This is a genomic window from Enterobacter cloacae complex sp. GF14B (genome assembly GCF_004136805.1).
In the GTDB taxonomy this organism is placed as follows: domain Bacteria; phylum Pseudomonadota; class Gammaproteobacteria; order Enterobacterales; family Enterobacteriaceae; genus Enterobacter; species Enterobacter hormaechei_C.
In genome coordinates, this window is record NZ_QFRV01000048.1 from 24376 (window position 1) to 37469 (window position 13094).

The 13094-nt window shown below is 56.9% G+C and carries 13 protein-coding genes and 1 pseudogene; 7 read left to right on the forward strand and 7 right to left on the reverse strand.

Annotated elements, in window-relative coordinates:
• Positions 1 to 15: 15 nt before the first annotated feature.
• The 3 genes from DD606_RS15920 to celB are packed head-to-tail and all read right to left on the reverse strand — an operon-like array spanning position 16 to position 3713.
• On the reverse strand, positions 16 to 1434 hold the full coding sequence (locus tag DD606_RS15920; RefSeq protein ID WP_129258862.1) for a M17 family metallopeptidase: 1419 nt from the start codon (positions 1432 to 1434) through the stop codon (positions 16 to 18).
• The gene (locus DD606_RS15925) at positions 1434 to 2390 is read right to left on the reverse strand and encodes a N(4)-(beta-N-acetylglucosaminyl)-L-asparaginase (RefSeq protein WP_045330458.1); all 957 of its coding nucleotides are present in this window, start codon (positions 2388 to 2390) and stop codon (positions 1434 to 1436) included. The genes DD606_RS15920 and DD606_RS15925 overlap by 1 nt, the downstream gene beginning before the upstream one ends.
• 3 nt (positions 2391 to 2393) lie before the next feature.
• The gene (celB, locus tag DD606_RS15930) at positions 2394 to 3713 is read right to left on the reverse strand and encodes a PTS cellobiose transporter subunit IIC (RefSeq protein WP_003860552.1); all 1320 of its coding nucleotides are present in this window, start codon (positions 3711 to 3713) and stop codon (positions 2394 to 2396) included.
• 147 nt (positions 3714 to 3860) lie between these two features.
• On the opposite strand from celB, the gene DD606_RS15935 reads away from it, so the two are divergent.
• Positions 3861 to 4685: an XRE family transcriptional regulator gene (locus DD606_RS15935; RefSeq protein WP_129258860.1), complete on the forward strand. Its 825-nt coding sequence runs from the start codon at positions 3861 to 3863 to the stop codon at positions 4683 to 4685.
• Here the strand turns inward: DD606_RS15935 and arsC are convergent.
• Together arsC and bepA are read right to left on the reverse strand one after the other, a co-directional pair.
• Positions 4682 to 5038 carry an arsenate reductase (glutaredoxin) gene (arsC, locus tag DD606_RS15940; protein ID WP_003860549.1) on the reverse strand — a complete coding sequence of 119 codons (357 nt, stop codon included), beginning with the start codon at positions 5036 to 5038 and terminating at the stop codon, positions 4682 to 4684. The genes DD606_RS15935 and arsC overlap by 4 nt on opposite strands.
• A 13-nt stretch (positions 5039 to 5051) precedes the next feature.
• Entirely contained in the window at positions 5052 to 6515 is a 1464-nt protein-coding gene (gene bepA / locus DD606_RS15945) for a beta-barrel assembly-enhancing protease (RefSeq protein WP_003860547.1), read from the reverse strand.
• A 220-nt stretch (positions 6516 to 6735) separates the two neighbouring features.
• On the opposite strand from bepA, the gene DD606_RS15950 reads away from it, so the two are divergent.
• Positions 6736 to 7800, forward strand: coding sequence for an AI-2E family transporter (locus DD606_RS15950; protein ID WP_003860546.1), 1065 nt, complete (start codon positions 6736 to 6738; stop codon positions 7798 to 7800).
• 82 nt (positions 7801 to 7882) lie between these two features.
• Here DD606_RS15950 and bcp read toward each other — a convergent pair whose 3' ends face one another.
• Positions 7883 to 8353, reverse strand: a complete 471-nt coding sequence (gene bcp, locus DD606_RS15955) for a thioredoxin-dependent thiol peroxidase (protein ID WP_003860544.1) — start codon at positions 8351 to 8353, stop codon at positions 7883 to 7885.
• Positions 8353 to 8922 carry a glycine cleavage system transcriptional repressor gene (locus DD606_RS15960; protein ID WP_000213743.1) on the reverse strand — a complete coding sequence of 190 codons (570 nt, stop codon included), beginning with the start codon at positions 8920 to 8922 and terminating at the stop codon, positions 8353 to 8355. Before DD606_RS15960 ends, bcp begins: the two co-directional genes overlap by 1 nt.
• A 145-nt stretch (positions 8923 to 9067) precedes the next feature.
• Here DD606_RS15960 and dapA point away from each other — a divergent pair, with 145 nt between their 5' ends.
• The 5 genes and pseudogenes from dapA to DD606_RS15985 all read left to right on the forward strand — a co-directional run.
• Complete coding sequence (dapA, locus tag DD606_RS15965) at positions 9068 to 9946, forward strand: 4-hydroxy-tetrahydrodipicolinate synthase (protein WP_003860542.1); 879 nt, start codon at positions 9068 to 9070, stop codon at positions 9944 to 9946.
• Positions 9947 to 9962: 16 nt separating this feature from the next.
• Complete coding sequence (gene bamC / locus DD606_RS15970) at positions 9963 to 10997, forward strand: outer membrane protein assembly factor BamC (protein ID WP_003860539.1); 1035 nt, start codon at positions 9963 to 9965, stop codon at positions 10995 to 10997.
• A 109-nt stretch (positions 10998 to 11106) separates the two neighbouring features.
• Positions 11107 to 11820 carry a phosphoribosylaminoimidazolesuccinocarboxamide synthase gene (gene purC, locus DD606_RS15975; protein WP_001171626.1) on the forward strand — a complete coding sequence of 238 codons (714 nt, stop codon included), beginning with the start codon at positions 11107 to 11109 and terminating at the stop codon, positions 11818 to 11820.
• A gap of 120 nt (positions 11821 to 11940) precedes the next feature.
• Complete coding sequence (locus DD606_RS15980) at positions 11941 to 12810, forward strand: neutral zinc metallopeptidase (RefSeq protein WP_001303362.1); 870 nt, start codon at positions 11941 to 11943, stop codon at positions 12808 to 12810.
• A pseudogene (locus DD606_RS15985) lies at positions 12810 to 13094 on the forward strand (tRNA cytosine(34) acetyltransferase TmcA); the annotation flags it as partial. The gene DD606_RS15980 and the pseudogene DD606_RS15985, both read left to right, overlap by 1 nt.

Genomic DNA, 13094 nt, shown 5'->3' on the forward strand with positions numbered 1-13094 from the left:
GCAGCCGCCACCCGGCTAAAGATCCCCCAACAAGTGCTCCACCAGCAGCGGAATCGGTCTTCCCGACGCCACGCTCCGTCCGTTTTCTCGCCACAGCGCCGTCCCGCTGATATCCAGATGCGCCCACGGAATAGTCGGCGGGCAGAAATGGTGCAGCAGCCACGCCGCCGAGGCGCTGATCGCCGCATTGTTGGTCGGCGTGTTGCACAGATCGGCAATCGCGCTGTCGGTTTGCTTTCTCAGCCTCGCATCCAGCGGCAGGGACCACACCTCGTCGCCGCTCCGTTTGCCCGCGAGCGTCAGTGCCTGACGCAACGGCTCATCCTGGGTCATCAGCCCGCTCAGCTCATACCCCAGCGCTTTCACCACCGCTCCGGTTAAGGTCGCCATATCAATAATATAATGCGCCTGCGGATGGCGCTGACTCACCCAGGCGATAGCGTCTGCCAGCACCAGCCGGCCCTCGGCATCGGTGTTGTTGATTTCCACCGTAATGCCGTTGCAGGCTGTTGCCACCGTGCCGGGCTGCATGGCGTCGGGGCCGATGGCGTTTTCCGCCAGCGCCAGCACGCCCATGATGCGCACGGGTAATTTCTGCTCCGCAACGGTCAGCATCAGCCCGAGCACGTTAGCCGCGCCGCACATGTCATATTTCATGGTGTACATGCCCGCGCCTTCCTTCAGCCACAGGCCGCCGGTGTCAAAGGTAATGCCTTTTCCCACGTAGCAGCGCACCGGGCCATCAGACACGCCGTTATAGTGAATAGCCAGCAGGCGAGGCGGGCAGGTCGCCCCTTTGCCAACGGCGTGCAGTAGCCCCAGCCCCTGCTCAACAATTTGCTTTTCATCCAACACCTCGCAGCGCAGAGCAGGGCTGGCGGCACACAGTTTTTGCGCCTCTTCCACCACAAACTGCGGCGTACAGCGGTCGGATGGCATATCCGCCAGACGTCGTGCCGCAACCATGCCGAGCGCAATGGCCTGCTGCTGGCGGAAGGTCGTCTCCAGCTTCGCCTGCTGTTCCGGCAGGCAGAGGGCAGTGATGCAGGTAAGGCGCAGCGCTTCGTCCGTCTTCTTCAGCTTCAGGTCACTGAGCCTGTGCGTCTGATTAAAGAGAAAACGCAGTACCTGCGCCAGCACCACATCGTCGATATCCGTCACGTCCAGCACGAGTTCGGCGCTGGCGGGGGCGGTAAGCAGCGGTCGCAGGGCCGTGATCAACCCTTCGGTCAGGGCGTCATGCCAGAGCGCATCCGGCAACAGAGTGATGCGGGCAAACGGCGCGCAGCCAAAGCGCGCGTCCGCGACGGTGCTCTGCTGGCGCATTTCAGCGATAAGAGCGCTATCCGGTAACAGGGAACTGTCAGCGCGCGCAATCAAATGGCTCTGCGGCTTCGCGTCTGAAAGTGCGTTGATAAACTGGTACGTGATCATCATAACTCCTCAATCGGTGCGCGGATCCGCGCGGCATAGGCCTGCATCCACTCCTCATCTACCGCGTGATAGTGCGTTTTCTCCCGCAGGCGTTCAGTACGGAAAACGGTGAGGGGCTGGCGAGCCGTCGCCACCACGAACGAGAAGGTTTTGATGTTGGTCGCGGCGCCAAATTCTCCTTTGCTGTTCATGCACACCACGGAGAGATCGCCCGCGCGACCGAAGCGCGACATCAGTTTGTCTTCCAGTTCGAACACGACCGAATCCGCCGCCTGCTGCGGCGTCATGCCTTGCGCCATCCGGCGAACGATTTCGTAGCTGGTACAGCCCTTCATCAGATCTTCACCGACGCCCGTGGCGGTGGCCGCGCCGGTTTCGCTGTCGCAGTAAAAGCCGGAGCCGATGATGGGTGAGTCACCGAGGCGACCGCGTTTTTTCATAAACAGGCCGCTGGTGGAAGTGGCGACGCTCATCGAGCCCTGTTTATCGAGGCCGATGATGCCGACGGTGTCATGTCCGTCGTAGGGGCTTAACCCCTTATCCAGCGTTTCGCGGCAGCGCTTACGGTAGTGTTGCATGGCGCGATCCGTGAGCATGGTTTTATCGGCAAAGCCCTGACTCAGCGCCCATTCGCGCGCGCCCTGGCCGACCAGCAGGCTGTTATAGCGCTGGCGGCTGAGCGCGTGCGCCACGCGCACCGGGTTGGCGATATCCACCAGATTCCCCACGGCGCCGAACGCCAGCGTGTCGCCGTCCATATAGGCCGCGTCCAGCTCTACCTCGCCGTTTTCGGTGGGCAGCCCGCCGTAGCCGACGGATTTATAAAACGGAAAGTCCTCGACGGCGGCGACGGCATCCACTACCGCCGCAGCGACAGGTTTGCCCGCAGCCAGGGCAGACGCGGATTCCGTGACGCCTTCAAGCGCCATTCGCCAGGTTGCGATAATTCCCCACATGCTTTACTCCTGTTTTGCAAGGGTGGTGTCGGTTTGCGTAACGCTGGCTATTTCCGCCGCGCGGTACTGTTTATCCAGGATACGCATGAAAGGCAGGTACAGCATGGCGCCAATCAGCAGGTTGATCAGCTGCATCACGCTGCCGCTCAGGTGCCCGGTGACAATAAAGCCGCTGATGACCGGCGGCAGCGTCCAGGGGATAAACACCCCGGTGGTGACGGCGACCGCACCAATTTTCATCGCCAAATACTGCACGGTGACCAGCACCAGCGGCACCAGATTGAACGGGATGAGCATGATTGGGTTCATGATCACCGGCAGGCCAAAGAGAATCGGTTCGTTGATGTTAAACACCGAGGCACCCGCACCGAGGCGCGCCACTTCGCGCATGTTTTTGCTGCGGGCGAAAATCAGCATCGCAATCACCAGCGACAGCGTGGCGCCCGCGCCGCCCATCCAGATCATGTCAAAAAACTGTTCGGTGATGATGTGCGGCGGCGTCGTTCCCGCCTGAATCGCGGCGATGTTGTCGGTCTGGTTCTCCATCCACAGCGGACGAATAATCCCGTTGATCATCGAACCTGAGTTAATGCCCACTGACCACAGAATGGTGATGCTGAATACGGTCATCAGCGCCCCGAAATAAGAGGTGCCGTAGTGGCGCACCGGGGTGGCAACCACTTCATAAATAAACTGGTGGATGGTGTGGTAGTGGGTGTTTTCAAAGATGATGCGGATAAGCAGCACCAGAATCATCACCAGCAGGGCCGGGATCAGGGCCGCGAACGACTCCTGCACCGCAGGAGGCACGCCGTCCGGCATTTTGATGACCAGCTTTTTGCGCTTCAGCCAGCAGAACAGTTCCGTCCACAGCAGGGAACCGATCATCGCCACGAACAGCCCTTTGCTGCCAATCCACTCCACCGGCATCACGGTAATGCCGCCGTTTTCCGCCACTTTGATAAAGGGCGTCAGGATCAGAAACGCGACCAGCGCCAGGATGCCGCAGGAGATGCGGTCCTCGCCATAATGCTCAGCCAGGCGGTAGGCCACCAGGAAGCTGATAAACAGCGACATGGTTGAGAACACCGCGTTAAACGGGATCTCTATAATCGCACTCCAGCTCTCACCAAAGGCCTGAGACATAAACTGCTGATAGGCCTGATTCGGGAAGGAGGAGATCACCAGCAGGATGGAGCCGACGATGATAAACGGCATGAATGAAACGTAGGCCCCACGAATGGCCCCAAGATGACGCTGCTGGGCCGTTTTCGCCGCCAGCGGCATCAGTTTTGCTTCAAGAAATCCCAGAACATTGTTCATTGTGAACTCCGTACAAGATTGAGAGGTGTTGTTTATGTTATGTCTGTGGATTATCAGTGAAGCGCGGCGAGCGAAAGGTGAAATCGGTCACAAAGCATTCGCTGCTCTGATATAAATCTCATAAGATTAGTTGCGGAGAGAGACGCGATGGAAATCAAACTGCATGCCAACGCCACCACCACACCGCGTATCCGTCGTTATCTTCAGCAGTCAGATAAAAGCGACAGAGAGCTTGCCGTTGAGTTGGGTATCTCGGTCACCACCGTCAGGCGCTGGCGCAACCGCGACCAGGTTTCGGATAACCACACCACGCCAAAAGTGATACATAAAGCGTTGAGACAAGAGCAGGCAGCACTGATAAATGCTCTGCGTGATATCACCGGTGCACCGCTGGATGAACTGCTGCTGCTGGTGAATGACGGACTCGGGATCGCCGTTTCCCGCGCGACCCTGAACCGCTACCTCAAACCGGCTTCGGTAAGACAAAAGGGGGCGTCGTTGCAGGGCAAAAAGGCGCTGAAGGCCGGTATCATGCCGCAGAAGCTACTTCTGCATCATCAGCCGCTATCGCTGCATATGGACGACGGTGGGGAGCAACACCTGCTCTGGGCGCGTGAACCCGTTAGCGGCTGGTGCTACGCCCGGCTTTATGCCGGTGTCTCGCCGCAGTTGCTGACCCGCTGGACGAACGAGGTGCTGGCTGCCTGTCCGGCTGATATTCAATCTGTTGAGACTTTTGGGCTGGCAGTGAACTTGCCGGAGCATAACGTCACCGTAAAAGTGCATTCACAGTATTATCTTGCCCTTCAGGCCACCGTGCCGTTACGTGAGATCATTCCGCGGGTGAGCAGTGAACCGGCGGGAGCGCTGTTGATCCAACTGTGTGAGTTTTACAACCGGGGAAAAGCGCAGAAAAAGCTGGGAGAGCGTACGCCGCAGGCGTTTCTGGAAGCGCTGCGGCGTAACGATTAGACGATCCCGAGCACGTCTTCCGGTGGACGGCCTATACGCGCCTTGCCGTTCGCCACGACAATCGGGCGCTCAATCAGCTTAGGATTGTCGACCATCGCCTGAATCAGCCGATCTTCAGTGAGACTGGTATCGTTCAGATTAAGCGACTTATACAGATCTTCTTTCTGACGCATCAGGTCGCGTGCGCTGCCCATGTTAAGCATCTTCAGCAGCTGGCGGATCGTCTGCGCATCCGGCGGCGTCTCCAGATACAACACCACTTCCGGATCGATGCCGTTAGACTTCAGCAGATTCAGCGTCTCGCGGCTCTTGGAGCAGCGAGGGTTATGGTAAATTTTTACCGCGTCTGTCATGACTTCTCCTTTATTACATCTTCTCGTACGGCTTAAAGCGTTGTTGCAGGCCGCGCAGCTGGTCGATTCGCGCATCGTAGCGGGCCTGTTGCAGGCTGCCAAGCTTCACCTGTGAGCTGGCGCTGCTCAACAGGGAAATGGCCTGATCGAGGCGACCCGCCAGCGCCAGGCCTTCCGCACGCGCGGCCAGCTCCTGATCGCGGTTACCCAGTTGCCCCTGGGCCTGGGCGAGCAGTTCCCAGCCGTTCTGGTCATCTTTATTGTTAAAGGTGTAGCGGTTCAGAATGGTCACCGCCTCGCCGGGCTGGCCGCCCTGTAGGTAGGCGTTCGCCAGGTTAAGCTGCAATACCGGATTGTTGCGAATGTCTTTCGCCCCTTTCAGACGATTGATCGCATCGGTCGCTTTTTTCTGCCCCAGATCGATATCGGTGGCGAGGTCAAGATACCACGGATTGTCAGGCGCCGACGCCAGCAGCGGCTGTAGCGCTTTACGCGCTTCATCGTACTTGCTGGCCTCCATCGCCTGGAGCGCCTGACCATACTGCGCCGCGTTTTTCTCGCGCACGTTGCCTTTCGCCAGCGCGTCCAGCAGATCGCTGGTGAGCTGATTACGTCCGGAGTTGTACATGCCAAGCGTTCTCACTTTGGCCATGTAGAAATCCTGCGAAGACTGCACCACGACCGGACGCATCTGGTTGGCACGGTTACGGGCATCCGAGAGTCGGCTTTCCGGCAGCGGGTGGGTCAACAGAATTTCAGGCGGGCGCGACGAGTAGCGTGCCTGGTCGAGCAGTTTTTCCAGGAAGCTCGGCATGGCCTGCGGGTCAAAGCCGGAACGCTGTAAAACCTGAATGCCGATGCGGTCTGCTTCCTGCTCGTTCTGCTGGGTAAAGCTGATCATCCCCTGACGCGTCCCCGCCAGCGTCCCGGTAAGCGCCGCCATCCCGGCCTGCGGGCTGGCCATCGCCAGCAAAATGGAACCCAGCGCGCCCACCCAGGTCAGGGGGGCGTTACGCTTCTGATCTTCCATCGCACGCGCCAGATGGCGCTGGGTGACGTGCGAAATTTCGTGCGCCATGACGGACGCCAGCTGGCTTTCGTTATCGGAATAACGGAACAGCGCCGAATGCAGCACCACGTTCCCGCCAAAGAAGGCGAAGGCGTTGATTTCGTCGTTATTGATTAAATAGAAATGGAAGGGCGTTTTTACCGAGTCGGCGTGCGCCACCAGCCGCATCCCCAGACCGTTGATGTACTGCACCAGCAAAGGGTCGTTAATCAGCGGAGCACTGCCGCGCAGCTGGCGTACGTAATAATCACCCATCTGCATCTCCTGCCCGATGGAGAGCGTGCTTCCTGCCGTGGTGCCCATGTCCGGCAATGAATCGGACGAGTCAGCGAAAGCGGGCAACACCTGACCCACCGTCACGGCGGCAATCAGTGTCGCAACCAGTGTTTTTCTCAACTGCCTGAACATAACCACTGTCCTGTATTTTGGATGTGCTAATTTGACCGATGAACCCGCATAACGTTCATCTCCGCTGCTCTGCGAGTGTAGCCGTGTTAAGAGATGAAGAAAATCCCATTCATCAGGGTTTTGCGAAACCTGACAGTGAAACAAAAAGGAAAGTCTTTTTTGTGACAGTTAGATACAATTCACCGTCTCACTCCCGCCATTCGATTCAGGGAAGGGTTGTATGCTCGAAATGTTAATGCAGTGGTATCGGCGTCGGTTTAGCGACCCGGAAGCCATTGCTTTGCTGGTCATTCTGGTTGCCGGATTCGGTATCCTGTTCTTCTTTAGTGGCCTGCTGGCACCGCTACTGGTGGCGATTGTACTGGCGTATCTGTTGGAGTGGCCCACCGCGCGTCTGGAACATATCGGCTGTTCCCGCCGCTGGGCGACCAGCATTGTCCTGGTGCTGTTTGTCGGTATTCTGCTGCTGATGTCCTTCGTGGTGATGCCCATCGCCTGGCAACAGGGGATCTACCTGATCCGTGATATGCCCGGCATGCTGAATAAACTGTCTGATTTTGCCGCCACGCTGCCGCGCCGCTATCCTGCGCTGATGGACGCCGGGATTATCGATGCGATGGCCGAAAACATGCGCGCCCGCATCATGACCATGGGGGATTCGGTGGTGAAATACTCTCTGGCCTCGCTGGTGGGGTTGCTGACGCTGGCGGTTTACCTTGTTCTCGTGCCGCTAATGGTGTTTTTCCTGGTCAAAGATAAAGAGCAGATGCTGAACGCGGTGCGCCGCGTGCTGCCGCGCAATCGCGGTCTCGCCGGTCAGGTCTGGCAGGAGATGAACCAGCAGATCACCAACTACATTCGCGGCAAAGTGCTGGAGATGATTGTGGTGGGCGTGGCGACCTGGATTGGCTTCGTGATCTTCGGGCTGAACTACTCGCTGCTGCTGGCGGTGCTGGTCGGATTCTCGGTTCTGATCCCGTATATCGGCGCGTTTGTGGTGACCATTCCGGTAGTCGGTGTGGCGCTGTTCCAGTTTGGTCTGGGTACGGAGTTCTGGAGCTGTTTCGCCGTATACCTGATTATTCAGGGACTGGATGGGAACCTGCTGGTACCGGTGCTGTTCTCAGAAGCCGTTAACCTGCATCCGCTGGTGATTATCCTGTCAGTGGTGATTTTCGGCGGGCTGTGGGGATTCTGGGGCGTGTTCTTCGCCATTCCGCTGGCGACGCTGATTAAAGCCGTGGTCCACGCGTGGCCGGATGTGCCGGCGGTGGAGGAGAAGTAGTTTTGCCGGGTGGCGCTGCGCTTACCCGGCCTACTTATTCTTGTAGGTCGGGTAAGGCGAAGCCGCCACCCGACACTCACTTTCAGGCACTTTCTTTCAGCCACTTCAACACCACGTCGTGGTGGTTGCTGGTTTTGAAATCATCAAACACGTGCTCAACTCTACCGTCAGCGCCAATCAGGAAGCTGATACGGTGAATACCGTCGTACGTTTTGCCCATAAAGGACTTCTCACCCCAGACGCCAAACTGCTCGCAAACCTGGTGGTCTTCATCGGAAAGCAGCGTGAAGTTCAGCAGCTCTTTTTCCGCAAAACGTGACAGCTTCTCTGGCTTATCGGTGCTGATGCCCAGCACTTCCACACCGACCTTTTTCAACTCATCCATGTTGTCGCGTAGACCGCAGGCCTGTACGGTACAGCCCGGGGTCATGGCTTTCGGGTAGAAATAGACCAGAACACGCTGTCCCTGGAAGTCGGTCAAATTTACTTGCTCGCCGTCTTGATCCGGTAAGCTAAATTTCGGTGCGATATCACCGGCTTTCAGTGGGTTCATTACTCAACTCCATCCTGTTCGTGCTGCGAATAATCGACGACGCTTATACTGCCTTGCGCGTGTAATTCTGTACAGAGGGCTTTGAACGCTTGCTCGATATTTGACGCATCCTGCGAGGCAGGGCTGTGTGCGGTAATTTGAATAAACAGCGTCGGGATTGCGTTTTCATCGCCCGGCTGCGTGCGGGAAACCAGTTCGGCAATGTTCATCTGATGGCTGTCAAACAGCGCCGTAAAACGTTCAATCAGATGAGGTGAATCAGGCACTTCAACCTGTACCCAGACCGTGGCAGGCAGAGCCGGACGCGGGCGCGCGGTGGTGCGCTTCATCACAATCAGTAAATCCAGCTCTGCGCCTTTCAGCGGCAGGGTAGATTCGATGAGGGTAATGGCATTCCATGTTCCGGAAAGCAGCATGATGAACGTGAACTCTTCGCCAAGCATAGCCAGCCGGCTGTCTTCGATGTTGCAGCCGCAGCTGCTCACGTGGCGAGTGATGGTATTCACGATACCCGGCCTGTCAGCACCCAGCGCAGTGATAACCAGGTAATGTTGTGATGAGGTTGTCAAACCTGTTCTTCCTTTGCGTGGTTAAGTCTTCCTAAGGAAAGCATAAAAAAAACATGCATACAACCGCCTGAGAGCCTCAGGTCGCTTGCTTTTATTACAGTTCCAAACGTAACATTGAGGCTCTTGTTCGCACAGAGGATGGCTCATGTTCACGGGAAGTATTGTCGCGCTTGTTACACCGATGGATGAAAAAGGTAATGTCTGCCGGTCAAGCATGAAGAAGCTCATTGATTACCATGTCGCCAATGGAACCTCGGCGATCGTTTCGGTAGGGACTACCGGTGAATCCGCTACGCTGAGCCACGAAGAGCACGGCGACGTTGTGATGCTGACCCTGGAACTGGCGGACGGGCGTATTCCGGTCATCGCGGGGACGGGCGCAAACGCAACCGCAGAAGCTATCAGTCTGACCCAACGTTTTAACGACAGCGGCATTGTCGGCTGTCTGACGGTGACCCCTTATTACAACCGTCCTACTCAGGAAGGTTTGTTCCAGCATTTCAAAGCCATCGCTGAACATACTGACTTGCCACAAATTCTGTATAATGTTCCGTCCCGTACCGGTTGCGATATGCTGCCGGAAACCGTTGGCCGTCTCTCGAAAGTAAAAAATATTATCGGGATTAAAGAGGCGACAGGGAACTTAAGCCGCGTTCATCAGATCAAAGAGCTGGTTTCAGACGACTTTATCCTGTTGAGCGGTGATGATGCGACCGCGCTGGACTTTATGCAGCTCGGTGGTAACGGCGTGATTTCCGTGACGGCGAACGTGGCGGCGCGCGATATGGCTGACATGTGCAAACTGGCCGCAGCCGGTCACTTTGATGAAGCTCGCGTGATTAATCAGCGTCTGATGCCGTTGCACAATAAATTATTTGTCGAACCCAATCCGATCCCAGTGAAATGGGCATGTAAGGAGTTGGGGCTTGTAGCAACCGACACGCTGCGTCTGCCAATGACACCGATTACCGACCACGGTCGTGAAATTGTCGCTGGCGCGCTGAAGCATGCCGGTTTGCTGTAAAGTTTAGGGAGATTTGATGGCTTATTCAGTACAGAAGTCGCGCCTGGCGAAGGTTGCGGGTGTTTCGCTTGTTATGCTCCTCGCTGCCTGTAGTTCAGACTCGCGCTACAAGCGCCAGGTGAGCGGTGATGAATCCTATCTGGATGCGCCGCCGCTTGCTGAACTTCACGCGCCTGCCGGCATGATCCTGCCGATCCAGAACGGTGATTATAATATTCCGGTTACCAACGGCAGCGGCCTGGTGGGTAAAGCGCTCGATATTCGTCCGCCAGCTCAGCCTCTGGCGCTCGTGAGCGGCGCGCGCACGCAGTTCACCGGTGATACAGCTTCTCTGCTGGTGGAAAGCGCACGCGGTACAACGCTGTGGCCGCAGGTTGTAAGCGTCATTCAGTCGAAAAACTATACGATTGATAAACGCGACGACGCCAGCCAAGCTTTAACTACCGACTGGATTGAGTGGAACCGTCTCGATGAAGACCAGCAGTACCGTGGTCGTTATCAAGTCTCCGTTAAGCCGCAGGGTTATCAGCAGGCGGTTACCGTTAAGCTGTTGAATCTTGAGCAGGCAGGTAAACCGGTTGCCGATCCGTCCGCCATGCAGCGCTACAGCACTGAAATGCTGAACGTGATTGCAGCGGGTCTGGATAAGAACGCTACCGATGCCGCAAACGCCGCGCAGAACCGTAACGGCTCAACCTTTGACGTGCAGAGCGGTGCAGACGATACCGGTCTGCCGATGCTGGTGGTGCGTGCGCCGTTTAACCAGACCTGGCAGCGTCTGCCAGCAACGCTTGAAAAAGTGGGCATGAAGGTGACTGACAGCACCCGTTCAACGGGCAGTATCACAGCGACCTATAAGCCGCTGTCTGATAGCGCCTGGCAGGAGTTGGGGGCAAGCGATCCACAGCTGCCTTCCGGTGACTACAAAATCCAGGTCGGCGACCTCGATAACCGCAGCAGCCTGCAATTTATCGATCCGAAAGGACACACGCTGACCCAGGCGCAGAACGATGCGCTGGTCGCTGCCTTCCAGGCCGCATTCAGCAAATAATAGTGAGGGCTGGTTATTCCAGCCCTTTTTATTTTCGTGCTACGCAAACGTGTGCGTGGCATAATATGGCCAGTTTTGAATACAAATCATCACACCAGGAGTAATGAAGATGCAGAAGCAAGCTGAGTTGTATCGTGGCAAAGCGAAAACCGTATACAGCACGGAAAACCCGGATCTGTTGGTGCTCGAATTCCGCAATGATACGTCAGCAGGAGACGGCGCACGCATTGAGCAGTTCGATCGTAAGGGCATGGTGAACAACAAGTTCAATCACTTCATTATGACCAAACTGGCCGAAGCCGGTATCCCGACTCAGATGGAAGCGTTGTTGTCCGATACGGAATGTCTGGTAAAAAAACTGGATATGGTGCCGGTTGAGTGCGTGATCCGTAACCGTGCCGCAGGCTCCCTGGTGAAGCGTCTGGGCATTGAAGAAGGTATCGAACTGAATCCACCGCTGTTCGATCTGTTCCTGAAAAACGACGCCATGCATGACCCGATGGTCAACGAATCCTACTGTGAAACCTTCGGCTGGGTAAGCAAAGAGAACCTGGCGCGCATGCAGGAACTGACCTACAAAGCCAACGACGTGCTGAAAAAGCTGTTTGATGACGCGGGCCTGATCCTGGTCGACTTCAAGCTGGAGTTCGGTCTGTACAAAGGCGAAGTGGTGCTGGGCGACGAATTCTCTCCGGACGGCAGCCGCCTGTGGGACAAAGAGACGCTGGATAAAATGGACAAAGACCGTTTCCGCCAGAGTCTGGGTGGCGTGGTCGAAGCGTACGAAGCGGTTGCTCACCGTTTAGGCGTTAAGCTCGACTAAACTGCGCATTTGCCAAAGGATGTTGGCATCCTTTGGCGTCTTATCCTTGTTTACTATGGTAATCCTTTCATTAACCGCCTACGATCATAGCTATTATAAATGGAATAGTTCGAGGTGTTTATGCGCTGGCAAGGGCGTCGTGAAAGTGACAACGTAGAAGACAGACGCAGCAGTGGTGGCGGTGGTCCGTCTATGGGCGGGCCAGGTTTCCGGTTACCCAGCGGCAAGGGCGGCATTATTCTGCTGGTCGTCGTGCTGGTGGCGGGCTACTACGGTGTCGACCTGACCGGTTTGATGACCGGTGAAACCGGGCAACAGCAGCAGTATTCTCAGCGCTCCATCAGCCCGAATGAAGATGAAGCGGCGAAATTTACTTCCGTTATTCTCGCGACGACCGAAGATACCTGGGGTCAGCAGTTCGAGAAAATGGGGCGGACTTATCAGCCGCCAAAACTGGTGATGTACCGGGGCGCAACCCGCACCGGCTGCGGCACCGGGCAGTCCGTTATGGGGCCGTTCTACTGCCCGGCGGACAGCACCGTCTATATCGATCTCTCCTTCTATGACGACATGAAAAGCAAGCTGGGCGCCGACGGCGATTTTGCCCAGGGCTACGTGATCGCGCATGAAGTCGGCCACCATGTGCAGAAGCTCCTCGGCATTGAGCCTAAAGTGCGTCAGATGCAGCAGAATGCGTCTCAGGCGGAGGTGAATCGTCTGTCCGTACGCATGGAGCTTCAGGCCGACTGCTTCGCTGGCGTCTGGGGACACAGCATGCAGCAGCAGGGCGTGCTGGAAACAGGCGATCTGGAAGAGGCCCTGAATGCCGCACAGGCGATTGGTGACGATCGCTTGCAGCAGCAGAGCCAGGGGCGCGTTGTGCCGGACAGCTTTACCCATGGCACCTCAGAGCAGCGCTACAGCTGGTTTAAGCGTGGCTTCGACAGCGGCAACCCGTCGCAGTGTAATACCTTCGGCAAAGCTATGTGATGTTGGGGTTTGAACAGCTGGTTAACCAGCTTCAGCGTACCGGGCAACGCCGGCTGGTGGTGCTCAGCGGCGATGAAGCGTGGACGTTGAGCCAGGTGACCCATCTGCGCGATACGTTACCAGGAGACTGGCTGTGGCTGGAGGAAAACCCCTCTAAGGCCATCAGCGGCCTGCTGGGACGTGAATACCTGCATGCCGTTTTTGACGCGCGTCGCGGATTTGACGTCTCGGCCTTCGCCGCCCTCAGCGGGACCCTGCGCGCCGGAAGCCTTCTGGTGCTGCTG

Excerpts from the sequence above, each read along its gene's own strand:
- DD606_RS15920 (WP_129258862.1), bottom strand. The coding sequence starts at position 1,434 with ATGATCACGTACCAGTTTATCAACGCACTTTCAGACGCGAAGCCGCAG.
- DD606_RS15925 (WP_045330458.1), bottom strand. The coding sequence starts at position 2,390 with ATGTGGGGAATTATCGCAACCTGGCGAATGGCGCTTGAAGGCGTCACG.
- celB (WP_003860552.1), bottom strand. The coding sequence starts at position 3,713 with ATGAACAATGTTCTGGGATTTCTTGAAGCAAAACTGATGCCGCTGGCG.
- DD606_RS15935 (WP_129258860.1), top strand. The coding sequence starts at position 3,861 with ATGGAAATCAAACTGCATGCCAACGCCACCACCACACCGCGTATCCGT.
- arsC (WP_003860549.1), bottom strand. The coding sequence starts at position 5,038 with ATGACAGACGCGGTAAAAATTTACCATAACCCTCGCTGCTCCAAGAGC.
- bepA (WP_003860547.1), bottom strand. The coding sequence starts at position 6,515 with ATGTTCAGGCAGTTGAGAAAAACACTGGTTGCGACACTGATTGCCGCC.
- DD606_RS15950 (WP_003860546.1), top strand. The coding sequence starts at position 6,736 with ATGCTCGAAATGTTAATGCAGTGGTATCGGCGTCGGTTTAGCGACCCG.
- bcp (WP_003860544.1), bottom strand. The coding sequence starts at position 8,353 with ATGAACCCACTGAAAGCCGGTGATATCGCACCGAAATTTAGCTTACCG.
- dapA (WP_003860542.1), top strand. The coding sequence starts at position 9,068 with ATGTTCACGGGAAGTATTGTCGCGCTTGTTACACCGATGGATGAAAAA.
- bamC (WP_003860539.1), top strand. The coding sequence starts at position 9,963 with ATGGCTTATTCAGTACAGAAGTCGCGCCTGGCGAAGGTTGCGGGTGTT.
- purC (WP_001171626.1), top strand. The coding sequence starts at position 11,107 with ATGCAGAAGCAAGCTGAGTTGTATCGTGGCAAAGCGAAAACCGTATAC.
- DD606_RS15980 (WP_001303362.1), top strand. The coding sequence starts at position 11,941 with ATGCGCTGGCAAGGGCGTCGTGAAAGTGACAACGTAGAAGACAGACGC.